Here is a 25,694-nt window from a genome sequence, read left to right as displayed (position 1 = left end):
ATGGATTACTTCGTCCTGATCATCGCGGCCATCTTCGTCAACAACATCGTGCTGGCCCAGTATCTGGGCAACTGCCCGTTCATCGGCACGTCCAAGGAATCCGGCGTGGCCATGGGCATGGGCTTTGCCGTGGTCTTCGTGGCCGTCATGGCCGCAGCCATCACATGGTGCGTGCAGAAATACCTGCTGACCCCCAACGACCTTGGCTACCTCCAGACCATCGCCTTCATTCTGGTCATCGCGGCTCTTGTCCAGTTCGTGGAAATGTTCCTGAAAAAGGTCATTCCTCCCCTGTACAAATCCCTCGGCATATTCCTGCCGCTCATCACCACGAACTGCGCGGTGCTCGGCATCGCCATCATCTGCCAGCGCGAGGAATATTCCCTGATGGAAACCGTGATCTTTTCCCTGGCCTCGGGCGCAGGTTTCATGCTCGCTCTGGTCGTACTGGCCACCATCCGGGAACGGCTGGAAATCAGCCGGGTTCCGGTCAGCCTGCGCGGTACGCCTCTGGCCCTGATCATGGCCGGGCTCATGTCTCTGGCCTTTTTCGCCTTCAAGGGAATGGCATCCTAGGAGTTGCTCCATGATCGTCACATCCGTGCTCATCCTTTTCGGCATCGGCCTTGTCGCAGCGGTGATTCTGGCCGTGGCTTCCAAGGTGCTCTACGTATACGAGGATCCGCGCATCGCCGAGGTGGAAAGCGTGCTTGCCGGGGCCAATTGCGGCGGCTGCGGCTTCCCGGGATGCGCCGCAGCCGCACAGGGTGTGGTTGCAGGCAAAGCCGGAGCCAACGTCTGCGTGATCGGTGGCACCGAGGTGGCGCAGAACGTGGCCGCAATCATGGGGCTGGAATTCTCGGTCATGGAAAAGGAAATCGCGTTCGTGGACTGCACGGGCGGCATCCGGGCCGAGGCCATCTACCGCTATGAGGGCGTCAACGACTGCCGTGCCCAGCACATGCTCTACAAGGGGTCCAAGATGTGCCCCGAAGGCTGTCTGGGATTCGGCACCTGCGTGGACGCCTGCCAGTTCGGCGCCATCGAGATGGGTCCCTACGGCTATCCCGTGGTCAATCCGGACCTGTGCACGGCCTGCGGCGGCTGCGTTCAGGTCTGCCCGCGCGGAGTCATCACCATCTGGGGTCGCACCGCACGCATCCAGCATCTGAACATGGTCACGGACTGTCTGGCCCCCTGCCGTCAGCGGTGTCCGGGCCAGATCAACATTCCGCGCTACATCGAACAGGTTTCGCGCGGCGACTATGCCGGTGCGCTGGAAACCATCCGCGAACGCATCCCCATGCCCCTCTCCATAGGCCGGGTCTGCCCGCACCCATGCGAGGAGGCGTGCCGCAGACAGCATGTGGACGAGTCCATCGGCATCAACATGATCAAACGGTTTGCCGCGGACTGGGAAATGAACTCCGGCAAACGGCTGCCCATTCCCTGCGCTCCGGAAAACGGCCGCAAGGTGGCCGTGGTCGGCGGAGGTCCGGCCGGCATCTCCTGCGCCTATTTCCTGCGCCGACTGGGATACAGCCCCACCATCTTCGAATCCATGCCCGCGCTTGGCGGGCAGCTCCGATACGGCATCCCCGAATATCGGCTGCCCAAGGCTATTCTGGATTGGGAAATAGAGGGAATTCTGGCCCTCGGCATGGACGTGAGGACCGAAACCCAGTTCGGCAGGGACTTCACGCTGGAAGATTTGACCGACCAAGGCTTTGAAGCCGTGTTTCTCGGCATAGGCGCATGGAAAAATGCGTCGCTCCGCATTGAAAACGAGGATGCCGAAGGCGTGCTCACCGGAACCGAGCTGCTCACCCGGGTCGGCATCGGCGTGGATACGGGCATAGGGACAAAGGTCGTAGTCATCGGCGGCGGCAATACGGCCATCGATGCTTCCCGCACCAGCGTTCGTCTGGGGACGGACGTGACACTCATGTATCGCCGTACACGCACGGAAATGCCTGCCAACGAAGAGGAAATCATCGGGGCCGAGGAAGAAGGCGTGAAATACCAATTTCTTGCCGCCCCCAAACGCATCCTTGTCGACGACGCAGGCCGGGTCACGCATCTGGAGTACATTCGCATGGAACTGGGCGAGCCGGACCAGTCCGGCAGGCGCAGGCCCGAACCCGTGGAAGGTTCGGAAGCCCTGCTGGAATGCGACACCATCCTCACGGCCATCGGCCAAAAGCCGGAACTCGATTGCCTGTATGACGAAAACGGTGCCTGTCAACTGGATGAAACCAGATGGCGCACGCTGGATGCACATCCGGACACGCTTCAAACCGCCCTGCCCCACGTGTTCACGGGTGGCGACATGTACACCGGCCCATCGCTGGTCATCACGGCTCTGGGCCAGGGACGCAAGGCTGCGCGCTCGATAAATCAATTTCTGACGAGCGGCATGATATCCGTTCCCGAGCCGCTCCAGCGCGACCTGATTCCCTACACCATGTTCAAGGACGTGGAAAACGTGAACCCGAAGAAGAAGCCACCCATGCCGCAACTCTGCTCGATGGAAGACCGAACCTGCACCTTCAACGAGGTGGAGGGCACCTTGTCCGAGGAGGAAGTGAAACAGGAGGCATGCCGCTGCATGCGCTGCGGCCTGACCTGCTACAACAGAAACCCGGAACCGGACCGGCTCGACTTTTCTGAACCCGGTGTAAAAAAAGATTAAAAAAGTGCTTGCCAAGCGAATGTGGTCTGTATATAACCCTCTTCGCTTCGGGGGAACAACTTCGAGGCGCGACCAAAGGGCGATTAACTCAGCTGGTCAGAGTGCCATCTTCACACGGTGGAAGTCACTGGTTCAAATCCAGTATCGCCCACCAGTAAAATCAAAGGGTTGGAACAAATGTTCCAACCCTTTTTTTCGTTTTGGCTCACCTTTGACTCACCTTTCCCCACCACCAAGGTCATGCGGAATCCTCCAATTTGCCTTCCTCAAATCCACGGACAATTCCCTTTTCTCCCTGCTTCCCAACAGAGTGAACCTCATGGTATGTTTCTGCCAAACCATGGAGTTCGACATGAAGAAACATCTCCTGACCTTCGGCCTTCTGGCCCTGCTGTGCATGGCAATTCCGGCGCAGGCCGATAATCTGGACTATTACACTCGAGACATGGCGGATTCGGAATACCGCATGGCGGAAAAGTCGGTACGCAAGGCAAAGGCGGACTACGGCGAGAATCTGGATAACGTTCCGGCGGAAAAACGGGCCTCCATCTGCCGGGAACTTTCCGCGGCCCTGCATGACAACCGGATTCAGCTCAACAGGAACGACTTCTTTACCAAACAGCAATATCGCAAGCAGGTGGACAACCTGCAAGTCTGGACAAGGGAAATGGGCTGCCTGAAATAGCCTCCAAACGGAAAAAGGCCCTGCACTCCGCAGGGCCTTTTTCCGTCTTTCGCCTTTGAATCAGTATTCCAGGGCGGAAAGATCCACGCCGAACCTTTCCCACTGTTCCCTTGCCCGGGCCTCGGCGGCCGTGATCATGTCCTCGGGCCACGGTTCCAGCACCAGAGTTTCGGCCACGAGCTGCCAAAGGTATTTCACCTCGTACTTGTAGTCCGTGTAGTACTTGGGCAACCGCTTCATGATCTGATCGCGGCAGTTGGAACACCCCACGACCACCACATCCGCGCCGCTGCGCCTGATCTGCTCGTACTTGTGCCGTCCGTGCCATGCGGACTCGTCGTCAAACGGCGCGGGCCACATGCCGCCCCCTGCGCCACAGCAGTAGTTGAGCTGTCGATTCGGCTGCATGTCCACGAAATCATCCACGCACTGCCGCAGTATCCACCGGGCCTCCTCGTAATACCCCTTGCCGAAATGGCGTTCCAACTCCCGACCATGCTTGCAGGAATCGTGAAAGGTGAACCGCTTGCCCGCATTCACGGACTTGTCCAATTTGATACGACCGTCACGGATGAGTTGCAGCAGGTAGTCATAGAGATAGATGAACCCGACCTCGTTGTTCGGATCCTCCATGACGCAGGTTTCCATGCCCTTGCGACAGCCGTACGAACCGCCGCCGCAATCCGGCATGATCATGCGCTTGATCTCGAACTCCTTCATGAAGTCGATCTTGCGCTTGGCCAATCGCCTGTTTCCCTCGTAATTGCCCGTAAACAAGGCCCAGTCCACGGCTTCCCAGCCTTCGGACGGCACGGTCCAGTCTTCCTTGGCCGCATAGAACACCTTCCACCACCAAAACTGGTCCTCGAAGTCGCCGTACACTTCCTTGGAATTGGGGAAAAACAAAATATCAGCGCCCTTCTTGTCGATGGGGACATAGAACCCCGGACATTCCTCGGCAAGTTCCTGTCCGAGGTCGGCCATGCCCGCAAGATAATCCTCTCTGGAAATGGCCAGATTGTTCCCGGTATCCAGATTGTTCTGCGCGCCCTGATGCAGGGACCCCGGCACCTTGTCGCGGGGCCGCAGATTTTTCATGTGCGCCATGACAGCCGGGATGTCGATGCCCATGGGACAGGAATAGGCGCACCGACCGCAATTGGTGCAGAACCATGGAAAATTCGAATCCACGACCTCCTGCACCATGCCAAAGGAAAGCATGCGCATGACCTTGCGGGTGTCCCAGCCTTCCATGCCCGGCGTACCCGTGATCGGACAGCCGTTGGAGCAGGTGCCGCAGATCATGCAGGCGCTGAAATCGAACTTGTCCAAAAACTTCCGGACTTCCGGGTCCATATTCTTAGGAATCACTGCAACCGTGCTCATGAGCCGCTCCTGAACGGGCTTTCGCCCTCATCTCCGGGGACGGTATCCCGTCCCCGGAGGCTGCTGTTGCTCGCATAGCTTTCCATCGGACAATGCCGCACGGATCATGCCGGGGCCTCGACCTGCACGGCCGCACCGGTCTGATCATACATGAGGCCGCACCGCAGATCGAAGTGGCGGTTGACACTCATGGTCGGACTCTGGGCATTCAGCGCCACCTGCGTCACCGTGGAACCGAGGAACGCCTTTTCAGGATCCTTTTCCCTGGAATGGTGCGCCATGATAATGAGATCAGAGGATTCCTGACGCGCGGTACGCAGAATCTCCATGGAAGGCGTGCCCTCGCAGGACTCGAACAGACAGGTATCAATGCCGTCGAGCCGCTCGCCGTACACGTGCACCAGCTTGTCCTTTGCCGCGCCAACGCTGTCCGCCACCGGCACTTCCGGATCAAGCACATGCATCACGGTCAGCTGCGCCTTGTACTGCCGCGCCATCTGGCCGCCGTAATGCACCGCGCATTCGGATTGCTGGGAGAAGTCGGTTGCCACGAGAATGTTCTCGAACAACGGCTCCTTGCAGGTCACGTCGCGATGCACGACCATGACCGGGCACCTTGCCTTCTGGCTTACCCGTTCCAGCGTGCTGCCCGCCATGCCCCACATCTTGGACCGCTTTTCCTCGTATTCCCTGGTATGCGGCCCCATGACGATGAGGTCGGCGTTCCTGCTGCGCGCAAGGCGAAGCAATTCGTTGTGCGGAATGCCCGCAACCACGGACAACTGGGTGTCGGGCACGCCTTCGATCAGCTCCCCGTACATGTCCAGAATACGTTCCCTGAGCTTTTCGGTTTCGCCCGAAGCCCCCAGATGCTCGATGGATCCCCATCCCTGGCCCATGCCGGCCACGTGCACGAGGTAGAGCTTGGCTTCGAACTTTCTGGCAAATTCGATGGCCGCCCTGACTGCACACTGGTCAACGCCGGTGGGCGTCACGCCCACAATGATGTCCTTGAACATGACAAACCCCCTGTGATTAACGGTTCATCCATCGGCCCCGACGGGTTCTTCCGCAGACTCCCCAGATGGTTCCTGCACCCTCCAGGCCTTGTCCCTCATCCGCTTCTTCGCTGTTTCGGTCACGGACATGGTCTGGCCGACAAGCATGTCTTCCTGACTCATGCCCAACGCCAGCCCCATGAGCTGGCTCAAATACAGAACCGGCACCCTGCGACCACCGACCCTCACGGCCTGCGGCTGGTAGGCGTCCAGATTCATCTGACACATGGGGCAGACCGTAACCACGGCCTCGGCCCCTTCCGCAGCCGAAAGAATCGCGGCCACGGATTCGAGCGCGGCCTCCTGATGCGTAGCCATGAGCGAGGCCCCGCAACAACGCGCCCCCATATCCCATTCATGGACCTCGGCGCCCAGCGCCTCCAGTATCGGCGTCATGGACGACGGTTGCCGGGGATTGTCGAACACGCTGTAGGGCCGCAGGATCTGACAACCGTAATACGGTGCCACCTTCATGCCCTCCAACGGATCAACCACGCGCTGCCGGATGATTTCCGCGCCAACCTCGTTCAACAGGATGTCCAGCAGATGCCGGACACGCACCCCGCCCGAATACGACAGACCGGAAGCGGCCAGCACCTCGTTGACCTTGCCATGCAGCACCCGGTCTCCCACCACCTCCCTGTCCACCTTGAGCAGATTCAGGTAGCAGGCGCTGCACGGAGCAATCACGTCCACGCCGTCCATCTCCCGCTCCACGATGGCGAGATTGCGGGCTGGCAGGGCATAGTTCATGAGATGACTCACGGACTCCGCGGCACTGGCCCCGCAGCAGGTCCAATCCGGAATTTCCTGAAACTCCACGTCGAAACGCTCCAACACCGCGCGCACGGACACGTCGAACTCTCTGGCGCTCTCCACGAGCGAACAGCCGGGATAGTAGGCGAATGTCATGACCTGCCCTCCATTTCCCTTGCTCTGGCAAACATGGGACCGAGCCTGCCCTTGCAATCACCCTTGGGCGGATGCAGCTTGCCCTTGCCCAGCATACGCAGCCCGAGCGGCAGGAACTTCAGCGGCAGCATCGGGTCGCGCCGCCGCAGGAAATAATTCTGCATGAGCATGGTTTCCTGCGTCCTGCCGTAGGTCTCCACATTGTCCATGAACGATGAGTAGAATGCGCCGTTGCGGCGGCCAGCCCCATCGGAAAGCTGTGCCAGCCGCTTGAGCGCGGCCATGGCCGAGGTCAGCTTCAATCCGCGCGGACACCGCATGGTGCAGGTGTAGCAGGACGAGCAGTACCAGTAGGTCCGGCTGTCCAGAATCTCGTCGATCATGCCGAACTGGACCATGCGCCACATCTGCCGGGGCGTGATGTCCATGAATGCCCCGTTGGGACAGGACGCAGTGCACGTTCCGCATTGCATGCAGGCCTGCACCATGTCCCTGAGTTCGGACAGGACCGCGTCGTATTCCGCGCCCCCCGGGCTCCATGCTTCCTTGGCAACCTGAGTCATGTCACACCGTCCTTGTTAGGCGGGTTCTTCCAAAGCCGCATCAATGACCGCCATCATGGGACCATCGTGGAACCCGGTCAGCACGGTCGCGCTGTTCGGACACACTGCCGCGCACGCCCCGCACCCCTGACACAGGATTTCATCCACGATCACCCTGTTCTCTTCCAAATCAAGGGTTCGCGCACCATACGGGCAGGCGGACACGCACACTCCGCACCGGGAACACAGGGTGTCGCGCACCGTGGCAACCACGGTTTCCCGGGCGATCTTTTCCGCGTTCAGAATGCGCAGGGCGCGCTGGGCCGCGGCCTTGGCCGAAGCCACGGTCTCGCCCATGCGCCGGGGAGAATGGGCCAGCCCGCACATGTAGATGCCCTGCTTGAGGAAATCCACGGGCCGCCACTTGGAGTCGGCCTCCTGAAAAAAACCGTCCTCGTTGGTCTCCACCCCGAATATTTCCACAAGGTCCTCGACGTCATTGGGTTCCACGCCGCTGGACAGAGACAACAGGTCCGCCTCGATGCGCACGTCCTGCCCCATGATGTCATCGAACGCCGTGATCACGGGCTTTCCGTCCTCGAATTCCACCTTGGGCTTGTTCTCCAGATCATAGCGGATGAAGATGGCGCCAGCCTTGCGCGCCTGGGTGTAGTAGGTCTCCATGAATCCGTAGGTCATGATGTCGCGGTAGAACACGTAGATGCGCAAATCCGGATTGCGCTCCTTGAGCGTAAGGATGTTCTTGAGCATTTCAGGACAGCAGACCCGACTGCAGTAGTTCCGATCCTCGTCCCGGGAACGAAAGCACTGGATCATGGCCACGGCTTCCAGTCCGCCTGCATCTATCTCGCCCGAGGCAAGCCTGTCCTCGAAATCAAGATGCGTCATGACCGACTTGTGCACGCACAGACCCGAATCATAGACCTTGGCTTCATGTCCGCCCGTGGCAAGAATCGTCACTCCATGCTCCAGAGGGAACACGCCGTCAGGTCCGGCAATGGCAGTCTGAAATCGTCCGGCGCTGCCGCGCGACAGCACGACACGGGATTCCTTGAGCACACGGACATTGGGATGCTTTTCCACCTGACCGATCAGGTCCTCCATGAACTTGCGGGGATCGGAACCATCCAGCTGGGTGTGCAGCCGCATGGCCATGCCTCCGAGTTCCTCTTCCTTTTCCACCAGAGCCACGCCGTACCCCTGATCCGCAATGGCCAGCGCCGCTGTCATGCCGGCGAGTCCGCCGCCCACCACAAGGGCGGACCGCGCCACGTTGACCATGACGGGTGGCGGCGTGGAATCCTTGCCCTGCAACCGGGTTATGGCCGTGGACAGATTGGAATAGATTTCCTTGGCAACGGCAGACTCTGCGTCCTCCTCCCCATTGCCGAACGTGGGCGTATAGATGTCCACCACGTCCATGAGCGCGGGGCTCAGGCCGATGGTCCGACCAAGTTCCTTGAGACGCGGGATGTAGGCATACGGCAGACATGCGCCCACCAGCACCCGGTTCGGCTTCAATTCCGATGCCAGCCGCTCGATCTCGCGCCAGCCCTGCGGAGTGCAGGCCTGACCAATGGCGGCCACGTCGCACACGGAATAGACCTTTTCCAGCCGCTGACGCAGCGCGTCCACATCCACCCGGGCCTGAAGTGTCGGACAGGAATCGCACAGAGCCACGAAAGTCTTTGGCGGTTCCCGAGACACATCGGGATATTCCGGTTCCGGTTCGGTCTCCAGCCCGGCAAGCACATCATACGCCTTGATGATGCGCGATGCGGCCTGTGCTGCCGCGCCAGCCTGAATCACGGACTCGGCAATGTCACGCGGTTCGCCGAATGCCCCTGCTGCGAAGACCCCGACCCGACTGGTGCGCTCCGGCGCATAAGGCTGGGTGTCGCAGAATCCCCAGTCGTTGGTCTCGATGTCCGCAGCGCGCACCAGTTGCGTCATGTGTCTGGGCGGCCGTGCGCCCACGGCCAGCACCACCATGTCGAACACCTCGTCCACTGGCTTGCCGTCCGGCCCCATGTAGCTCAGGACCACGCCCGGCCCACCGTCTTCGGGCACAAGAGAGTGGGGTCGGCTGCGCACCAGCCGCACGCCCGCATCATCCACGGCCCGCTTGCGATACCGCTCGTAATCCTTTCCGAACGTGCGCAGGTCCATGTAGAAGATCGAGGCATCCACCTGATTGTTCGTTGCCCTGCGCGCCAGCGTGGCTTCCTTGAGGGAGAACATGCAGCAGATGCCGGAACAGAAATCCGCGTTCTTCTGCACATCGCGCGAACCAACGCATTGAATCCAGGCAATGCGGTTCACGGGCATGTCGTCCCCGGGCCGAAGCAGCTTGCCGCCCGTGGGACCGGTGCCGCTGATGAGCCGTTCGAACTCCACGGCAGTCAGCACGCCGGGATGGTCATAGCACCAGACATCCTTGCCGCCCGTTGGGTCCATCTCCGGATTGTAGGACTCGAAACCGCAGGCCAGCACCACGGCCCCGACTTCGAGATCAACGGTTTCATCGGACACCACACGCATGTAGAGCTTGTCCAGCCAGGGCACGAACGTCCCGGCCTTGAGCGGCTTGACCTTGTAGTCGCGTGCGCCCTGCATGACCAGATCGCATCCCTTGTCCTCGCGCCCCTCGTCCACGAGCACGGCCACGGGCAGACCGGGCCGCACTTCCTGACTGCGCGCCAGCACGCGTTCCTGATTCATGTCCCCGAGATTGGTGCCGAGCAGCAGCAGGCCGATCTTGTCGTCCGCTGCCAGCATGTCCACGGCCCGACTTCCGGAATTCGTGGCCGACACCGTGAAATGCAACTCCTTTTCCTCCAGACTGTCGCGCACGAACGCGGCTTCCGAGGCATCCCCGTCCGCCACCAGAACATGAAAATCCTTGCGCTCGTCGAACCGGAAATCTATGGCCCCGGTGGGACATGCATCATGACACCGCCAGCACCGCTGGCAGTTGTCCAGATCAATGACATAATGATTCGGAATGGCGTGCGGCACAGGCAGATACGCAGCGGTCCGCTCGGTCAGCCCGGCATTGAATTCGCTGGGCACCCGAACCGGACACACATCGGAACACGCACCGCAACTCACGCACTTGGCCGGGTCGATGAGGGTGGACCGCTTGTTCAGGGTCACGAAGAACTTGCCCGGCTCGCCTTCGATGGCTGCGACCTCGGTGGACAGCAGGATGTCGATGTTGTCGTGGAACAGCCCCTTGCGCAGACAGAACTGGCTGGAGGAGTCCCGCGACATGAGCGGCAGCATGCGGCACATGCCGCAATGGTCGGACGGAAACTGGTGATCCAGCTGGGCCAGAATTCCGCCATGGTTGGGCCGCTGATCAATGAGCGCCACCTTGTGCCCGGTCACGGCCAGGTCGAGGGCCGCCCGGATGCCGCCGATTCCGGCTCCGACCACCAGTGCTCCGTATTGCTTTCTCATGACGTACTCCCTCTGCTAGGCCATGTGGGACACGGTTTCCTGAAACTCGTCCTCCTTGAACACGGACATGGGCGGGGCCTCGTCAAGGCTCCTGCCCGGCACATAGTCGAAGCTCTGCTGCGTCTTGGCCGCCACGGTACGAAACAGCTCCATGACCGGCACATCATTCGGGCAGGCATTGGAACACTGGCCGCATCCCACGCAGGCCGTGCTCATGTGCGCCATGCGCGTCAGGTGGAAGAAGACAGTGTCCGTGGGCATCTTGAGACTGCCCTTGCGCTTGGCCCATCCCAGATACTGCCACGGCTGGTGGTCGAACACGTCCGTGTTGAACACGCATTCCTTGCAGTAGCAGACCGGACACGCCACCCGGCAGTTGTAGCAGTTCACGCACGCGGACAGATATTCCACCAGCCCTTCCAGCGAGGATGTGGCCTCTGCCGTCTCGGCCATCATGTTTTCCAGATATGCGGTGCGTTCCGCGACAAGCTGTTCCATGGCCTTGTCCCTGCCATTGCCCCCGCCCGCATCGGGCAGGCCGAGGCCGGTCAGCAGGCCTTCCCCGCGTGCGCTGGCCGACTGGACCGGAATGTGATCCGAAAAATCCGCACCGACCAATCCCACGATCAAATCCGCGCTTTCCGCCATGGGCCGTTCACAGGCCTTGCAGGCCCGGGCGATTTCCACGTCGCCATGCGATCCGTTCAGAAAGGATGGCGTGGCCTCCATGGGATCGCCCTCCCCGACAAACACCGGGTAATCCGTATTGGAAAACGCACCCGGACAGTCGAGTCCGATGATGTACACGTCATCCACGGACCCCTGATTCAGCTTGACCAGTTCCACGAATGCCCGGATTTCGCAGGGCCGCAGAACCGCCGCGATCTTTTCCCCGGACCGTCCGCGGGTCAGTCGGGACAGAAGCTTTGCGCCGTTCAGGGGAAAGGCCGGAGCCAGCGGATCGGCCCGCTCCAGTCCTTCCGACTCCGTGACCAGCGTGGGCATGGGCACGCCCTTGCCGAAGTGGTGCACCGGGACAAGAATGCCCCCCACATTGTCCAGTGCCAGTACCTTGCCCAGAAAGTCCTGCATGGCCTGAACCGGATTTCCGCCCTCGATCTGGATCTTTGCCGTGGTCGCCATATCCGCACCCTCCGTTTGCCCGCGCTAGACCGCGGCCATGGCCCGGGCCTGCATGGGTCCGAGTTCCCGAATCTCGTTGATGAAATTGTTCACCGTGGCCGCAAACTCGTTGCCTTCGCTGGCCCCGACCCATGTCAGCTTGACCCGGCCCAGCTCGATGCCGAACTGAGGCAGAATCTCGTTGAGCAGCTTGACCCGACGCCGGGCCTTGTAATTGCCGTTGATGTAGTGGCAGTCACCGGGGTGACACCCGCTGATGAGCACGCCGTCCGCCCCGGAAAGCAGGGCCTTGACCACGTACTTCGGGTCCACCATGCCCGTGCACATCATGCGTACCAGCCGCACATTGGGCTGCTGGACCATGCGCGAAGTCCCGGCAAGATCGGCCGCAGTATAGGTGCACCAGTTGCAGACAAAGGCCAGAATGGTCGGTTCGAACTCGGTCTTCATGGCTTCCTCCCTCATGCGGGCTCGTCGGCCCGGACTTCAATGGGTATTTCCACGGCCTCGGCCGGGCCCTCCGGCCTGAAGCCGAGCAGCCCGTCGATTTCATTGAACACCTGAGACTCGTCAAAATGCTTGATCTGGGCTGCGCCGCTCGGACAGTAGCCCGCACAACTGCCGCATCCCTTGCACATGGCCTCGTTGATCACGGACACGTTGCGGCGCTCGTCGAACTCGATGGCCGAATACGCGCACAGCCCGATGCAGACCTTGCATCCGATGCACACGTCCGGGTTGATCCATGACGTGGTGGGCGAAATGTCCACATGGCCGCGCGCAGCCAGAGCAAGGGCCTGCGCCGCCCCTCCCGAGGCATGGGATACCGCGTCCGGGATGTCCTTGGGGCCCTGACAGGTTCCGGCCAGAAACACGCCGTCCGTGGCCGTGGACACCGGCCCGAGCTTGGGATGCTCTTCCAGAAAAAAGCCGTCCTGCCCCTGCGCCACGCCGAACACCCGCGCCACGTCCTGAGCGTCGGGCCTCGGCTCCATGGCCGTGCACAGCACCACCATGTCCACGGGCACACGCACCCGCATGCCAAGCAGCGTGTCCTCACCCACCACCACGAGCTTGCCGTTCTCCTGCACGACTTCTGCAGGGCGCCCCCGGATGAAGGTCACGCCCTCGTCCTGCACCCGACGGTAGAATTCCTCGTACCCCTTGCCGAAGCAGCGCATGTCTATGTAGAAATTGTAGACCTTGACATGATGTCCGACCTTGTCCTTGATGAGATGGTCGTACTTGAGCGCATACATGCAGCAGGTGCGCGAACAGTATTCATGGTAGTTCACGTCGCGGCTGCCCACGCAGTGAATGATGCCCACGCTCTCAGGCGACTCGCCGTTCTTCAGCACGATCTGTCCGCCTGTCGGTCCCACCGCATTGTTGAGCCGTTCGAACTGAAGCGCGGTGTAGACATTGTCGAACCGGCCGAACCCGTATTCGGTCATGGGCGTGGGGTCCATGGTGTCATAGCCGGTGGCCAGCACCACGCTGCCCACATGAAAGACCTCGACCCGATCCCTGGCCTCGAAGTCGATGGCGCCCGTGGGACAGAGCTTCTGGCATACCCCGCACTTGCCCTTTGTCAGCATCTTGCAGTGATCCGCGTCGATGACCGGCGTATTGGGCACGGCCTGCGGCGAGTTGCGGTAGATGGCCCGCCGCCTGGAAAGTCCTTCCTCGAATTCGCTGAACACCTTGGTCGGACACTTTTCCAGACAGGTGCCGCACCCGGTGCACACGTCCTCGTTCACGTACCGGGCCTTGCGCCGCACCGTGACCGTGTAGTTACCCACGAACCCGGACACGTCCACGACCTCGCTCCAGGTCATGAGATTGATGTTCGGCTCCTGGGACACGGCGACCATCTTGGGCGTGGAAATGCAGGCCGCGCAATCCAGCGTGGGAAAGGTCTTGTCGAACTGGGCCATGTGCCCGCCGATGGACGGGCTCTTTTCCACCAGATGCACCTTGTGCCCGGACCGGGCCACGTCCAGTGCGGCCTGAATGCCCGCAATGCCCGCGCCCACCACCATGACGTCAGGCAGTACGTCCACTTCGCGGGAAAAGAGTTCCTGATGATCGCCCACCCGGTAGACCGCAGCCTCCACGATGTGCTTCGCCTTGGCCGTGGCCTCTTCCTTGTCCGCAGTCACCCACGAACAGTGCTCACGAATGCAGCAGTGCTGCATGAGGTAGGGGTTGAGTCCGGCCCGCTGACACGCCTTCTGGAAGGTCTTTTCGTGAAGCCGGGGTGAACAGGATGCCACCACGACACGATTCAGGCCGTACTCGCGGATGTCGTTGATGATCATGTCCTGCCCCGGATCCGAACACATGAACTGATAATCCCGGGAAACGGCAACGTCCCTCAATCCGGCAGCGAATTCCGCGACATCAGCGCAATCCACCTTGCCCGCGATGTTGGTGCCGCAATGACAGACATACACGCCGATCCTGTTGCTCATGACCTGCCCTCCTCTGCCTAGCGGCCGGAGCCGCCATCCTTGTCCAGTTCGAGTGTCAACTGTCCCACCAGCCGCTTGAGCCGAATGTTCTCCGCCTCGATCTCCGACGGCCCGACCGGACGTTGATCCTGCTCGAAAACCGTATGCGCATTGTCAAGGAACTGCCCTCGCCACTTGTAGTACAGCCCGGGTCTGAGACCATGCTCCCGGCAGATGTCGGTCACGCATCCGCCCATCAACCCTTCGAGCACAATCCTCGCCTTGGTTCCGGGATCCCATTTGCGCCTCATGTTCCCAGCCTCCCCGGTCCTGATCTCCTCACCTCGAACTTGCTGCCCAGCAAGGTGACATGGAGATGTTTGCTCTTCCGAAACCGAAACGATCCTGCCGCCACATCGCGCAGCCGTCCGACTTTCCATTACATCACCGAAGCATGCCCCGATGCGAACGGCTCCGGTCCCGTCACCATGTCCCATGTCAAAATGCGTTCCGAAAGGAGAAAAGGTTGAGGCGGCGCACGATTGAACGCAAAACGAATACTTTGCGAGGCTGCGAAATACAGCAAAAACAGCGAAAAACAGTCTTGCTTTTCAAGACAGGTCTTGCCTGACGGGACAAAATTGGTGCAAAGGAGAGACTCGCAGTCAAAACAGGATGCAAGAACAACGGGTTGAAAGTCGGCAATGTCTCAACACATGTTCATGCACGACAAAAACCGCTTTCCCCTTTTTCAAGACTTTTTCTCGACCGCATCAGTCCAAATTCAATTAGCACCCCAAAATTACAGGAAAATATATTTTTGACATCTGGACCCGTTATAATGGTATATTGAACGCGAAAATCCGTCAGGAGGCAGCATGGCGGAAATACTCATCATCGACGGGAACGCCCACTTCTCCGAGCAGCTCGCCGCCGATCTCTCGGCCAGAGGCATGGTCACGGACCACTGCCAAAGTCTGGCCCGAGGCATGGCGCGACTGCATACGGGAGAATTTCGTGCCGTTCTTCTGGGAGACAACCTTCCTGACGGAAGCTGCCTGGACTTTCTTTCCACCATCCGCGAAATCCCTTCCCGCCCCGAAGTCATCATTCTCTCCTCCACAGGCGATCCGGACACCGCCGAAACCGCCATCCGGAACGGTGCATGGAACTATGTGACCAAGCCCGTGAACATTCAGCGGATCATGGTTCTGCTCCAGCGGGTCATGGAATATCATGCGGAACGACTGTCCATGCACCCCATGAGCCTGCGGCGCTGTGGCATCGTGGGCAGCAGCCGTCCCATGCTCCAGTGTCTGGACGAAGTGGCTCTGGCCTCGGCTACGGACTCCAACGTGCTGATCATCGGAGAAACCGGCACCGGAAAGGAACTGTTTGCCCGGGCCATTCACAGCAACAGCAAGCGCACGAAGAAGCCGTTCGTGGTGGTGGATTGCGCAGCCCTGCCCGACACGCTCGTGGAAAGCGTGCTGTTCGGGCATGAAAAAGGCGCGTTCACCAGTGCAGACGCCCGATCCGTGGGCCTGATACTCCAGGCGGACGGAGGCACCCTGTTCCTTGACGAAATAGGCGAACTGCCCATGAGCATCCAGAAGGTCTTTCTCCGCGTGCTGGAAGGCCGCAGCTTCCGGCCCGTGGGCGGCGCACGGGAACAGACCAGCGACTTCCGGCTCCTGGCGGCTACGAACCGCGATCTGGAAACCATGGTGGACAGCGGCGGATTCCGCCAGGATCTTTTCTACAGATTGCGCGGCATGCGAATCACGCTGCCGCCCCTTCGCGACATTCTCGAGGATATCAACGAACTCATCTGCCACTTCATCCGCACACACAGCAAACGGCTGCGCATGCCAAGCAAGGGCTTCTCTCCGGACTTTCTCGATATTCTCATGCAGTACGACTGGCCCGGCAACATCCGGGAACTCATGCACACCATTGAACGGGCCATCTTCATGTCCGGCACGGAACCCATTCTGTACCCCCGACATCTGCCGCGCACGGTCCGCGCACAAGTGGCCCGCCGCTTGCTGGAAAAAGGCAGACAGGTGCCTGCCGGCTGCATGCCCTTTGACGGTGATCGCCTGAAATTTCCGGATTTGAAATCCTATCGCAGGAAACAGGTTGCAGAAATCGAGACCAGATATCTGCGCAGTCTTCTGGACGTGTGCAGTTGGGATATCAAGTCCGCCTGCGACATTTCCGGGCTCTCCAGAGCCCGGTTGTATGCCTTGATGAAAAAACGCGGAATTGCGCGAGCTTGACGCCATCAAGCTGTTATTTTTTTCACAACTTGAACGTTTTTTTCACTCCCCACACCCCCATTCAAGCAAAAAAATCCAACCATCTCCAGTAGTTTAGACATAAAACTGAGTGAACGCTCAGTTTCGCGCTTTTCTTTGACACAAAAACAGGTTACCGATACCAAAAAGTACAAACTGAGTGTTCGCTCAGTTTTATCGGGAGCCAAGATGAAGAAAAAGGATGCCATTCTCAAAGTCGCCACGGTGCTGTTTGCGAACAAGGGGTTCGTGGACACCTCCGTGCATGAACTGTCCCGGCTCACGGGTGCAGCGGAAGGAACCATATTCTACCACTTCGGAAACAAGGAAGGTCTGCTTCTCACCATTCTCGAACACGTGCGCGAGGACATCGTGGCCCAATTCGAGGAATTCCTGCGGGAGCGAAGCTTTGAATCCGGAATGAAGATGGTGGAGGAAGAGGTTGCCTTCTATCTGTATCTGGCGGGCCTCAAGGAGGACCAGTTTCTGCTCCTGCACAGGCATTTCCCCTACAAGTTCGCCGAGACCGGCCCGGAATTCCGGGAAAATCTCGAAGCGATCTACAACTGCCTGGCGGACTACTTCGAGAAAGCCATTCGCACCGGACAGGAGGACGGCTCCATAGGCAAGGACGTTCACCCGAGAAAGTCAGCGCTGATCCTGTTCACGATGGTCGACGGTCTGGTTAGGTTCAAGAACTACAACCTGTACGACGCAGGCGCTCTGTTCAACGAGCTGATCGCGTCGTGCCGCAGAATGTTGCAAGCCAACTAGAGGATGAAGGCTCTATGCTAACAAAGATTTTCCCGTTTCTCGGCTGGTTCAAGGGCTACAACATGGCCTCGTTCAGAGCGGACGCCATTTCGGGTCTGACGGTGGCCCTGGTCCTGATTCCACAGTCCATGGCGTATGCCCAGCTTGCGGGGTTGCCCGCATACTACGGCCTGTACGCCTCATTTCTGCCCCCGCTGATCGCCGCCCTGTTCGGCTCCAGCAGGCAGCTCGCCACAGGCCCGGTGGCGGTTGTCTCGCTGATGACCGCGGCATGCCTCGAACCGCTCGCCACGGCAGGTAGTGAAGGCTACATCGCCTTCGCCATCCTGCTGGCCCTGATGGTGGGCCTGTTCCAGTTCCTGCTGGGTGTGCTCAGGCTGGGGCTGGTCGTGAACTTTCTGTCCCATCCGGTGGTCAACGGCTTCACCAATGCCGCCGCCATCATCATCGCCTCGTCCCAGCTCTCCAAGATGTTCGGAGTCTATGTGGACAAGGCCGAACACCACTATGAAACCATCATGCGCGTGGTCGAAAGCGCGATCCAGTACACCCACTGGCCCACTCTGGGCATGGGCGCACTGGCCTTTGCCATCATGATCATCCTCAAGCGCATGAATCCCAAGATTCCGAACGTGCTGGTGGCCGTTGTCATCACCACGGCCCTTTCGTGGGGCATCGGGTTCAACCATGATGCCGGAATTTCCCTGAACGCAATCCAGTCCGAGGAAATCCGCCAGACCGTGACCGAATTCAACACGGCCATTCAGGGAATCGAAGCCTATGCCATGGAAAGGACCAAACTGGCCACCAACATGGAACACGCCAAGCAGACCAGGGACGTCATAGGTCAGCTCGACGTGGAACACGACATGAACGTGGTCAACATTGAAATCGCCCGGCTCAAGAATCAGGCGCACATCCTGCGCACCGAGCTGCGCGAGGTCCTGTTCGACGGCGTGGAAACCGCTCAGGGGCTGGTCTTCTTCCCGCGCGGCAAAGCCCCTGAAGGTATGGTCACGGACGGCCGCACGTGGCGGGTCAAGGTCGGCAACCGCACGCTGGACACCGGAAACCTGAAGATGATGGGCGGCGGAGCCGTGGTCGGCACCGTGCCGTCCGGCATTCCGGCCATCTCCATGCCCAGCCTCGACCTCAAGGTGATGCTCCATCTGCTGCCCTTCGCAGCCATCATCTCCCTGCTCGGCTTCATGGAGGCCATCTCCATTGCCAAGGCCATGGCGGCCAAGACAGGCCAGCGTCTGGACCCGAATCAGGAACTCATCGGTCAGGGACTCGCCAACATGCTCGGCGCCTGCGGCAAGAGCTACCCGGCCTCGGGATCGTTCTCCCGCTCCGCAGTCAACCTGCAGGCCGGGGCGGTCACGGGCCTGTCCAGCGTATTCACCTCGCTGGCCGTGGTCATCGCCCTGCTGTTCTTCACGCCGCTGCTCTACCACCTGCCTCAGGCAGTGCTTGCCGCAGTCATCATGATGGCGGTCATCGGCCTGATCAACGCTTCCGGCTTCATTCATGCCTGGAAGGCCCAGTGGTACGACGGCGCGATCTCCATCCTTTCCTTTGTCTGCACTCTGGCGTTTGCCCCGCATCTGGACAAGGGCATCATGGTCGGCGTGGCCCTCTCGCTGTCCGTATTCCTTTACAAAAGCATGCGTCCGCGAGTAGCCTCCCTGTCCCGCAGCGACGACAAGTCCCTGCGTGACGCCACCGCACACGGCCTGCGCGAATGCGAACACATTGCGCTCGTCCGGTTCGACGGCCCCCTGTTCTTCGCCAACGCCAGCTTTCTGGAAGACCAGATCACGGACCGCATGATGAACATGGACAAGCTGAAGCACATCATCATCGTGGCCAACGGCATCAACGACATGGACGCATCCGGTGAGGAAGCCCTGTCCCTGATCGTGGACCGCGTGCGCAGCAACAGCCTCGACATCTCGCTGTGCGGAGTGAACGAAGCGGTCATGGAAGTGCTCAAGCGCACCCACCTGCTGGAAAAGATCGGCGAGGACCATGTCTATCCGACCATGGAGACCGCCATCTGCGCCACGCATGAAATGGCGCATCGAGACGGAACCGAGGAATCCTGCCCCCTGACCACGGTCTGCAGGCTCGCCTAACCCGACAACAAGGAGATTCTCATGTCTGTCATCACCATATTCAACGGCTTGTTCTGCGAGACCGGCGTGGTGGTCAAGCGCGTGCTCGACTCCACGGGTTACCGCCTGATCACGGATCAGGAAATCGTGGCCGACGCGGCCAGGCTTTCCGGCATGGATGAGGGCAAGATCGCCCGGGCATTTCAGGCCGGAACCTCGGTATTCAACAAGTTCAGCCATGAAAAGGAACGGGCCGTGGCGTGGCTTCGTCTGGCCATGGCCAACAAGCTGCTGGACGCGGACCGTCTGGTCTTCTCCGGCTATACTTCCCATCTGCCGCCTGCAAACATCGGGCACATACTCAAGGTCTGCCTCATCGACGACATGAAGGCCCGACTCGCCGTGGCCGAGCGGGAAGAAGGCATGGCCGAAAAGCATGCGCAAAAGCTCATCCACAAGGACGACGAAGACCGTGCTGCCTGGGTTGAGACCCTGAAGGGCGCAACCGATCCGTGGGCACAGTATCTCTATGACATGATCGTGCCCGTGGCTTCCACCGGCGTGGACAGAAGTGCGGAACTCATCGTGGAACAGGCCGGCAACGAAGCGGTCAAGGCCACGAAGTCGTCTCTGGCCTCGATCAGGGACTTCGTGCTCGCGGCCAAGGTGGAAACCATGCTTGCTGCCGAGGGGCACAATGTTCAGGTCGCGGCCAAGCGCGGCACCATCATCCTGACCATCAACAAGAACGTGCTGATGCTTGATCGTCTGGAAAAGGAACTCAAGGAGATCGTCGGGCGCGTGGAGGGCGTTGCCGCCATCGAAACCAAGGTGGGCAAGGGATTCCACCAGTCCGACATCTACCGCAAGGTGGATTTCGAACTGCCTTCCAAGGTTCTGCTCGTGGATGATGAACGCGAATTCGTGCAGACCCTGTCCGAGCGCCTCATGCTTCGCGACATGGGGTCCGCCGTGGTGTACGATGGCGAGTCCGCGCTCAACCTGATTGAAAACGACGCGCCCGAGGTCATGATTCTCGACCTCAAGATGCCCGGCATCGACGGCATCGAGGTGCTGCGCCGCGTCAAGCAGTCGCGGCCCGACGTCGAGGTGATCATCCTCACGGGCCACGGCTCGGATCAGGACCGGGACACCTGCATGCAGCTCGGCGCTTTCGCCTACCTGCACAAGCCCGTGAACATCGACGTTCTGAGCGAGACCCTCAAGGCAGCGAACGAAAAGATCCGCAACAGCAACTAAAACATGAAACCGGGTGGCGTGATGTCGATACTCAGGAAGTTCAAGCCCGAATTCTGGGACGCGGTGACCGAGACCGGACCGTACAAGGGACTCTTCAACTACCGCCGAATGTGGCGGCTGGTGGTTCTGGTGCTGGCCGTGGTCGCGCTCGTGCCCCTGATCATCATGACTCTCATCGACTACAACGTCACCCGGCATTCCCTGAATCAGGAAAACATCCTGCTGACGTCCCGGACCACGTCCAACACGCGGCGTTCGCTGGAACACTTCCTGACCCAGCACAAGAGCGCAATGGAACTGGTGGTGCAACGCGAGACCGTGGAATCCCTTCACGATCCAGCCCAACTGGCCAAGGTACTTCATGCCCTGAAAACGAGCTTCGGCGGCTTCGTGGACCTGGGCCTGATCAACGACACGGGTCGCCAGATAGCCTATGTCGGACCGTATGAACTTCAGGGAATGGACTATAGCGGTCAGGAATGGCTGGGACTCACACTGGCCCGAGGCTCCTATCTCAGCGACGTGTTTCTGGGATTCCGAGACGAACCGCACCTGATCGTGGCCGTAAAATTCCCGGACAAGAGCAAGGGCAGACAGCACGTGCTCCGGGCCACGCTGGACACCGAGCAATTCAATGAGATGCTGTCGTCCATCGACCTGTCCGGCAAGGGCGACGCCTTTCTGGTCAATCGGGCCGGCGTGCTCCAGACACCTTCCAGATGGCATGGCAACGTGCTGTCCAAGGTCGACCTGAGCATCCCGGCCTATGCCTCCAACACGCGCGTTCTCCAGAGCCATGAACAGGACGGCACCGCCGTGACCGTGGGCTATGCCTACATCACCAACAGTCCGTTCATCCTTCTGGTGGTCAAACGGACCAAGGAACTGATGAAGCCATGGGGCACGATCCGGCTGGAACTGCTCTGGATGCTCGTGGTCAGCATTGCCGTAATCCTGCTGGTCATCGCGGCCGTGGCCTCCTACATGACCAACAAGGTGCACCTTGCCGACCAGACGCGCGCCGCCACCCTGCATCAGATGGAACATACCAACCGCATGGCCTCCATCGGCAGACTGGCTGCGGGCGTGGCGCACGAGATCAACAACCCGCTGGCCATCATCAACGAGAAGGCCGGACTGATCAAGGACCTGTTTCTCTTCCGAAACGAATACGCTCAGGATAAACGGCTTCTGGCCAACATCGATTCCATACTCGCCTCGGTGGAACGCTGCGGCACCATAACCAGACGACTGCTCGGCTTCGCCCGCCACGTGGATGTGAAAATCGAACAGATCAAGTTCGCCAGACTGGCGGAGGACGTGGTCGGTTTCCTGCACAAGGAAGCGGAATACCGCAGCATCGACATCCAGATGGACATCCCCGAAGACCTGCCCGAATTCGAATCCGATCGGGGCAAGCAGCAGCAGATATTCCTGAACCTGATCAACAACGCGTTCCAGGCCATGAACGACGGCGGACGCCTCTCCATCGTTGCACGGCGCAAGGACGACCACCATCTGACCTTCATCGTGAGCGACGACGGATGCGGCATACCCAAGGCCGACATCAAGCGCATCTTCGAACCGTTTTTCTCCACCAAGCAGAAACGCGGAGGAACCGGGCTGGGCCTGTCCATCACCTACGGGCTGGTGGAGGAACTGGGCGGAACCATGAACGTGGACAGCGAAGTAGGCAAGGGAACGACCTTTACCATCACCTTTCCCCTTCGCGTGACAACAAAGGAATCAAATCAATGAGAATACTTCTGGTTGACGACGAAGCCGAACTCGTGTCCGCAATGGCGGAAAGGCTCGCCATGCGCGGCTATGACGCTCACTGGGCGGACAACGCGAATCAGGCAGTGTCTCTCGCCGGACGCGAATGCTACGACGTGGCCGTACTGGACATGAAGATGCCCAGAGTCAGCGGACTGGAACTCCGGAAAATGCTCTCTTCCCAATGCCCGGACACGCGGTTCATCTTTCTTTCCGGACACGGTTCGGAAGAGGATTTCATGGCGGGTTCGGCCAAGGCGGAATCCTATCTCATCAAGCCCGTTCGCATCGAAGACCTCATCGCCAGGATCGAAGAGGCCGTGAACCAGCGGTAGTACCGCAAACAAAGGAGCGCGTCATGTCCCAGCTTCCGAACGACTGCGACCGGGAAGACCTCCGTTTCTTCGGACGCATCAGCGCCTCGGTCTCCCACGAGATCAAGAACGTTTTTGCCATCATCAATGAAGGGGCCGGTCTGATCGACGACCTGACCCTGCTTGCGGACAAGGGGGTTCCCGTGGACCCGGAAAAACTCCGCAGCGTTGCCCGGACCATTCTGGACCAGATTCAACGCGGCGACAGGATCGTGCGCAACATGAACACCTTTGCCCACACCGTGGACGAGGATGTCCGCCACGTGGACCTGGCCGAAACCGTGACGCTCATGTCCGCCCTGTCCAAACGGCTGGCTTCGATCAACAGTGTGACCCTTGCCACCGGAGAATGTGCCTCCGTGGAAGTCGTGACCTCGCCGTATTTCCTGAACCACCTGCTGCACGGCATCATCAGCCACGCCGTAGGCTGTGCCGGGCAGGGAACCACCCTCACCCTTGCCGCCGGAACCGACGACAAGGGGGCCTTGCTCAGCCTTGCAGGCCCGGCATCCCTTGAGACCACGGCTTTGCCGGAGGAAATATCCCGCATTGCCGCCACAATACAGGCGGATGTGACCCCCGGAAAAACTCCGGGCACGATCTGCGTGCATCTGCCCGCAACCATCAATTAACCAGACCGGCGAATACCGGTTTTCTGCCAAACCGACAGGAGGAAACCACATGTCTGAAAAAGTGCTGCTCATTGACGACGAACCGGAATTTCTGGCCAGTCTTTCCGAACGCATGAACCTGCGCGGCATGAACGTGTCCACGGCCCAATCCGCGAGCGCGGCAGTGCCCGCCATCGAGGAAGGCGGCTTCGACGCCATCGTGCTCGACCTTCAGATGCCGGAAATGGACGGTATCGAGCTGCTCAAGCGCATCAAAACCAACAGCCCGGAAATGCAGGTCATTCTTCTTTCCGGCCACGCCACGCTGGAAAAGGGCATCGAGGCCATGAAACTGGGCGCCATGGACTTCATGGAAAAACCGGCCGACATCAACACCTTGACCGAAAAGATCAAGAAGGCTCAAGCCCGAAAAATGGTGCTGGTGGAAAAGCAGACCGAAGCCAAGATGAAGGACATTGTCAGCGCCAGGGGGTGGTAACCCGACGCAACGTCACTGCCAAACTCTGTGAAAGGCCGCGCCACAAGGCGCGGCTTTTTCGTTTTCAGGCCATTTTTCCCGGTCGGGACGGAAAAAGACTTCTCCTCATGGCTGTTTTCGCGTATTTTTCATCTGTTATATTCGTCATTACTCCATGCTTCGCGAGGAAACCATGAAAACCATACGCACCTCGATCTTCGAATTGTTCAAGGTCGGCCCGGGACCGTCCAGTTCCCACACCATCGGCCCGATGAAGGCCGGGTACGAATTCATGCAGCAGGTTCACGCGCTGCCAAAGGACATTCGCACCGCAGCGAACAATCTGGAAGTCCGCCTGCTCGGCTCGCTCTCGGCCACGGGCGAAGGGCACGGCACCCGCCGCGCCGTCATGTCCGGCCTGCTTGGATACGAGCCGGACAACTGTCAGCCCAATGTCCTCGACTCCTTCGAAAACAAGACCACTCCGTTCGAGATCGATCTGGACGGGGCCGTGCTGACCTATCATCCCGGCGACATCGAATTCGGGGAAATCAACCACGACTATCCGCACAGCAACACCATGATCTTCCGCCTGCGCAAGGACGAGGACGTGCTTTTCGAACGCATCTTCTACTCCATAGGCGGCGGGTTCATCCGCTGGGAAGGCTGGGAAACCCCGCGAGTTGGCGAACCGGTCTACCCCTACGAAAACATGGCCCAACTCAAGGAACATCTCCGCAACAACGGAATGCGGCTGCACACCCTGATTCTGGAGAACGAAAAGGCCGTAACCGGCATGACCGAGGACGAGATCAATGCCGGGCTGGACCACATGTGCGATGTCATGGAACGCGCCGTGGAAATCGGCATCCAGACCGAAGGCATCCTTCCCGGCCCCATCGGCCTGATGCGCAAGGCCCCGGTCATGTATGCCATGGCCAAAAAGGAGCATTTTCAGGGCTCGGGCTTCATCAAGGCCCTGAACGCCTATGCACTGGCCGCTTCCGAGGAGAACGCGGCTGGGCATTGCATTGTCACGGCCCCCACCTGTGGTGCGGCGGGCGTCATTCCCGCGGTCCTGTTCATGCTCAAGCGACACATGGGCGCGCTTCAGGACGAAGTGCGACGCGGTCTGCTGGCTGCGGCTGCCATCGGCTTTCTGGTCAAGCACAACGCCAGCATCTCCGGTGCGGAAGTCGGATGTCAGGGCGAAGTGGGCACGGCCTCTTCCATGGCTGCGGCCTTTCTGGCGTACGCGCGCGGCTATCGTTTTCAGGTCACCGAGAATTCGGCCGAGATAGCTCTCGAGCACCATCTCGGCCTGACGTGCGACCCCGTGGGCGGCTATGTGCAGATTCCCTGCATCGAACGCAACGCAATGGGTGCAGTCAAAGCCTACAACGCCTACCTCATCGCATCCACGCTGGACGAATCTTACCAAAAAGTGAATCTGGACAAGGTCATTGCCGCCATGGCCCAGACAGGACGCGACATGTCCCAGAAATACAAGGAGACTTCCCAGGCAGGACTGGCCTTGAGCATGACTGAATGCTAATCCTTACAACATGTTAACCACTTTTTCCAAATTCGGATGTTCGGCCCGGCCCGTTGCCGGGCCGAACATTATTCTGCACCCCCTTTCCCACATTG

At 59.8% G+C, this 25,694-nt stretch carries 21 protein-coding genes and 1 tRNA gene; 13 read left to right on the top strand and 9 right to left on the bottom strand.

The genetic code is table 11. The features are described 5' to 3' along the window. The 4 genes from MPN23_RS02585 (at window position 1) to MPN23_RS02570 (ending at window position 3,377) form a co-directional block, all read left to right on the top strand. On the top strand, window positions 1–576 hold the full coding sequence (locus tag MPN23_RS02585) for an electron transport complex protein RnfA (protein WP_243545944.1): 576 nt from the start codon (window positions 1–3) through the stop codon (window positions 574–576). A 10-nt stretch (window positions 577–586) separates the two neighbouring features. Then, window positions 587–2,692, top strand: a complete 2,106-nt coding sequence (locus tag MPN23_RS02580; protein WP_243545943.1) for an FAD-dependent oxidoreductase — start codon at window positions 587–589, stop codon at window positions 2,690–2,692. A gap of 77 nt (window positions 2,693–2,769) precedes the next feature. Beyond that, a tRNA-Val gene (locus tag MPN23_RS02575) sits at window positions 2,770–2,846 on the top strand. 198 nt (window positions 2,847–3,044) lie between these two features. Further along, window positions 3,045–3,377: a hypothetical protein gene (locus MPN23_RS02570; RefSeq protein ID WP_243545941.1), complete on the top strand. Its 333-nt coding sequence runs from the start codon at window positions 3,045–3,047 to the stop codon at window positions 3,375–3,377. A 60-nt stretch (window positions 3,378–3,437) separates the two neighbouring features. Here the strand turns inward: MPN23_RS02570 and MPN23_RS02565 are convergent, their stop codons facing one another. The 9 genes from MPN23_RS02565 to MPN23_RS02525 all read right to left on the bottom strand — a co-directional run bounded on the left by MPN23_RS02565 (window position 3,438) and on the right by MPN23_RS02525 (window position 14,665). After that, window positions 3,438–4,763: a (Fe-S)-binding protein gene (locus tag MPN23_RS02565; RefSeq protein WP_243545940.1), complete on the bottom strand. Its 1,326-nt coding sequence runs from the start codon at window positions 4,761–4,763 to the stop codon at window positions 3,438–3,440. Window positions 4,764–4,867: 104 nt separating this feature from the next. Next, a complete protein-coding gene (locus MPN23_RS02560; RefSeq protein WP_243545937.1) occupies window positions 4,868–5,782 on the bottom strand; it encodes a universal stress protein in 915 nt (304 codons plus the stop codon). 24 nt (window positions 5,783–5,806) lie between these two features. Next, the gene (locus tag MPN23_RS02555) at window positions 5,807–6,733 is read right to left on the bottom strand and encodes a CoB--CoM heterodisulfide reductase iron-sulfur subunit B family protein (RefSeq protein WP_243545935.1); all 927 of its coding nucleotides are present in this window, start codon (window positions 6,731–6,733) and stop codon (window positions 5,807–5,809) included. Then, window positions 6,730–7,296, bottom strand: coding sequence for a 4Fe-4S dicluster domain-containing protein (locus MPN23_RS02550; RefSeq protein WP_243545933.1), 567 nt, complete (start codon window positions 7,294–7,296; stop codon window positions 6,730–6,732). Before MPN23_RS02550 ends, MPN23_RS02555 begins: the two co-directional genes overlap by 4 nt. 15 nt (window positions 7,297–7,311) lie before the next feature. Continuing rightward, complete coding sequence (locus MPN23_RS02545; RefSeq protein WP_243545931.1) at window positions 7,312–10,758, bottom strand: FAD-dependent oxidoreductase; 3,447 nt, start codon at window positions 10,756–10,758, stop codon at window positions 7,312–7,314. Between the two features lie 15 nt (window positions 10,759–10,773). Continuing rightward, on the bottom strand, window positions 10,774–11,901 hold the full coding sequence (locus MPN23_RS02540; RefSeq protein WP_243545930.1) for a 4Fe-4S dicluster domain-containing protein: 1,128 nt from the start codon (window positions 11,899–11,901) through the stop codon (window positions 10,774–10,776). A gap of 24 nt (window positions 11,902–11,925) precedes the next feature. After that, entirely contained in the window at window positions 11,926–12,351 is a 426-nt protein-coding gene (locus MPN23_RS02535; protein WP_243545928.1) for a hydrogenase iron-sulfur subunit, read from the bottom strand. A gap of 11 nt (window positions 12,352–12,362) precedes the next feature. After that, window positions 12,363–14,375: a CoB--CoM heterodisulfide reductase iron-sulfur subunit A family protein gene (locus tag MPN23_RS02530; RefSeq protein ID WP_243545926.1), complete on the bottom strand. Its 2,013-nt coding sequence runs from the start codon at window positions 14,373–14,375 to the stop codon at window positions 12,363–12,365. Between the two features lie 17 nt (window positions 14,376–14,392). After that, the gene (locus MPN23_RS02525) at window positions 14,393–14,665 is read right to left on the bottom strand and encodes a transposase (protein ID WP_243545925.1); all 273 of its coding nucleotides are present in this window, start codon (window positions 14,663–14,665) and stop codon (window positions 14,393–14,395) included. A gap of 567 nt (window positions 14,666–15,232) precedes the next feature. Between MPN23_RS02525 and MPN23_RS02520 the strand changes: the two genes are divergently transcribed. The 9 genes from MPN23_RS02520 to MPN23_RS02480 all read left to right on the top strand — a co-directional run bounded on the left by MPN23_RS02520 (window position 15,233) and on the right by MPN23_RS02480 (window position 25,599). After that, the gene (locus MPN23_RS02520) at window positions 15,233–16,636 is read left to right on the top strand and encodes a sigma-54-dependent transcriptional regulator (protein WP_243545923.1); all 1,404 of its coding nucleotides are present in this window, start codon (window positions 15,233–15,235) and stop codon (window positions 16,634–16,636) included. Window positions 16,637–16,843: 207 nt separating this feature from the next. Continuing rightward, window positions 16,844–17,428, top strand: coding sequence for a TetR/AcrR family transcriptional regulator (locus MPN23_RS02515; protein WP_243545919.1), 585 nt, complete (start codon window positions 16,844–16,846; stop codon window positions 17,426–17,428). A gap of 14 nt (window positions 17,429–17,442) precedes the next feature. After that, complete coding sequence (locus MPN23_RS02510; RefSeq protein ID WP_243545918.1) at window positions 17,443–19,566, top strand: SulP family inorganic anion transporter; 2,124 nt, start codon at window positions 17,443–17,445, stop codon at window positions 19,564–19,566. Between the two features lie 21 nt (window positions 19,567–19,587). Next, window positions 19,588–20,805, top strand: a complete 1,218-nt coding sequence (locus tag MPN23_RS02505) for a response regulator (RefSeq protein WP_243545911.1) — start codon at window positions 19,588–19,590, stop codon at window positions 20,803–20,805. Between the two features lie 21 nt (window positions 20,806–20,826). Continuing rightward, window positions 20,827–22,563, top strand: a complete 1,737-nt coding sequence (locus MPN23_RS02500) for a sensor histidine kinase (RefSeq protein ID WP_243545910.1) — start codon at window positions 20,827–20,829, stop codon at window positions 22,561–22,563. Beyond that, window positions 22,560–22,916 (top strand): response regulator transcription factor, encoded by a 357-nt coding sequence (locus tag MPN23_RS02495; RefSeq protein WP_243545908.1) that lies wholly within the window; start codon window positions 22,560–22,562, stop codon window positions 22,914–22,916. The genes MPN23_RS02500 and MPN23_RS02495 overlap by 4 nt, the downstream gene beginning before the upstream one ends. Window positions 22,917–22,939: 23 nt before the next feature. Beyond that, window positions 22,940–23,587: a sensor histidine kinase gene (locus MPN23_RS02490; protein WP_243545906.1), complete on the top strand. Its 648-nt coding sequence runs from the start codon at window positions 22,940–22,942 to the stop codon at window positions 23,585–23,587. Between the two features lie 49 nt (window positions 23,588–23,636). Beyond that, window positions 23,637–24,065: a response regulator gene (locus MPN23_RS02485; protein WP_243545904.1), complete on the top strand. Its 429-nt coding sequence runs from the start codon at window positions 23,637–23,639 to the stop codon at window positions 24,063–24,065. Between the two features lie 172 nt (window positions 24,066–24,237). Further along, the gene (locus tag MPN23_RS02480; protein WP_243545902.1) at window positions 24,238–25,599 is read left to right on the top strand and encodes an L-serine ammonia-lyase; all 1,362 of its coding nucleotides are present in this window, start codon (window positions 24,238–24,240) and stop codon (window positions 25,597–25,599) included. Window positions 25,600–25,694: the final 95 nt, after the last annotated feature.

Origin of the sequence: Pseudodesulfovibrio tunisiensis (genome assembly GCF_022809775.1) — a bacterium.
Classification (GTDB): domain Bacteria; phylum Desulfobacterota; class Desulfovibrionia; order Desulfovibrionales; family Desulfovibrionaceae; genus Pseudodesulfovibrio; species Pseudodesulfovibrio tunisiensis.
This window is presented reverse-complemented; position numbering and strand designations above follow the sequence as displayed.

Excerpts from the sequence above, each read along its gene's own strand:
- MPN23_RS02585 (WP_243545944.1), top strand. The coding sequence starts at position 1 with ATGGATTACTTCGTCCTGATCATCGCGGCCATCTTCGTCAACAACATC.
- MPN23_RS02580 (WP_243545943.1), top strand. The coding sequence starts at position 587 with ATGATCGTCACATCCGTGCTCATCCTTTTCGGCATCGGCCTTGTCGCA.
- MPN23_RS02570 (WP_243545941.1), top strand. The coding sequence starts at position 3,045 with ATGAAGAAACATCTCCTGACCTTCGGCCTTCTGGCCCTGCTGTGCATG.
- MPN23_RS02565 (WP_243545940.1), bottom strand. The coding sequence starts at position 4,763 with ATGAGCACGGTTGCAGTGATTCCTAAGAATATGGACCCGGAAGTCCGG.
- MPN23_RS02560 (WP_243545937.1), bottom strand. The coding sequence starts at position 5,782 with ATGTTCAAGGACATCATTGTGGGCGTGACGCCCACCGGCGTTGACCAG.
- MPN23_RS02555 (WP_243545935.1), bottom strand. The coding sequence starts at position 6,733 with ATGACATTCGCCTACTATCCCGGCTGTTCGCTCGTGGAGAGCGCCAGA.
- MPN23_RS02550 (WP_243545933.1), bottom strand. The coding sequence starts at position 7,296 with ATGACTCAGGTTGCCAAGGAAGCATGGAGCCCGGGGGGCGCGGAATAC.
- MPN23_RS02545 (WP_243545931.1), bottom strand. The coding sequence starts at position 10,758 with ATGAGAAAGCAATACGGAGCACTGGTGGTCGGAGCCGGAATCGGCGGC.
- MPN23_RS02540 (WP_243545930.1), bottom strand. The coding sequence starts at position 11,901 with ATGGCGACCACGGCAAAGATCCAGATCGAGGGCGGAAATCCGGTTCAG.
- MPN23_RS02535 (WP_243545928.1), bottom strand. The coding sequence starts at position 12,351 with ATGAAGACCGAGTTCGAACCGACCATTCTGGCCTTTGTCTGCAACTGG.
- MPN23_RS02530 (WP_243545926.1), bottom strand. The coding sequence starts at position 14,375 with ATGAGCAACAGGATCGGCGTGTATGTCTGTCATTGCGGCACCAACATC.
- MPN23_RS02525 (WP_243545925.1), bottom strand. The coding sequence starts at position 14,665 with ATGAGGCGCAAATGGGATCCCGGAACCAAGGCGAGGATTGTGCTCGAA.
- MPN23_RS02520 (WP_243545923.1), top strand. The coding sequence starts at position 15,233 with ATGGCGGAAATACTCATCATCGACGGGAACGCCCACTTCTCCGAGCAG.
- MPN23_RS02515 (WP_243545919.1), top strand. The coding sequence starts at position 16,844 with ATGAAGAAAAAGGATGCCATTCTCAAAGTCGCCACGGTGCTGTTTGCG.
- MPN23_RS02510 (WP_243545918.1), top strand. The coding sequence starts at position 17,443 with ATGCTAACAAAGATTTTCCCGTTTCTCGGCTGGTTCAAGGGCTACAAC.
- MPN23_RS02505 (WP_243545911.1), top strand. The coding sequence starts at position 19,588 with ATGTCTGTCATCACCATATTCAACGGCTTGTTCTGCGAGACCGGCGTG.
- MPN23_RS02500 (WP_243545910.1), top strand. The coding sequence starts at position 20,827 with ATGTCGATACTCAGGAAGTTCAAGCCCGAATTCTGGGACGCGGTGACC.
- MPN23_RS02495 (WP_243545908.1), top strand. The coding sequence starts at position 22,560 with ATGAGAATACTTCTGGTTGACGACGAAGCCGAACTCGTGTCCGCAATG.
- MPN23_RS02490 (WP_243545906.1), top strand. The coding sequence starts at position 22,940 with ATGTCCCAGCTTCCGAACGACTGCGACCGGGAAGACCTCCGTTTCTTC.
- MPN23_RS02485 (WP_243545904.1), top strand. The coding sequence starts at position 23,637 with ATGTCTGAAAAAGTGCTGCTCATTGACGACGAACCGGAATTTCTGGCC.
- MPN23_RS02480 (WP_243545902.1), top strand. The coding sequence starts at position 24,238 with ATGAAAACCATACGCACCTCGATCTTCGAATTGTTCAAGGTCGGCCCG.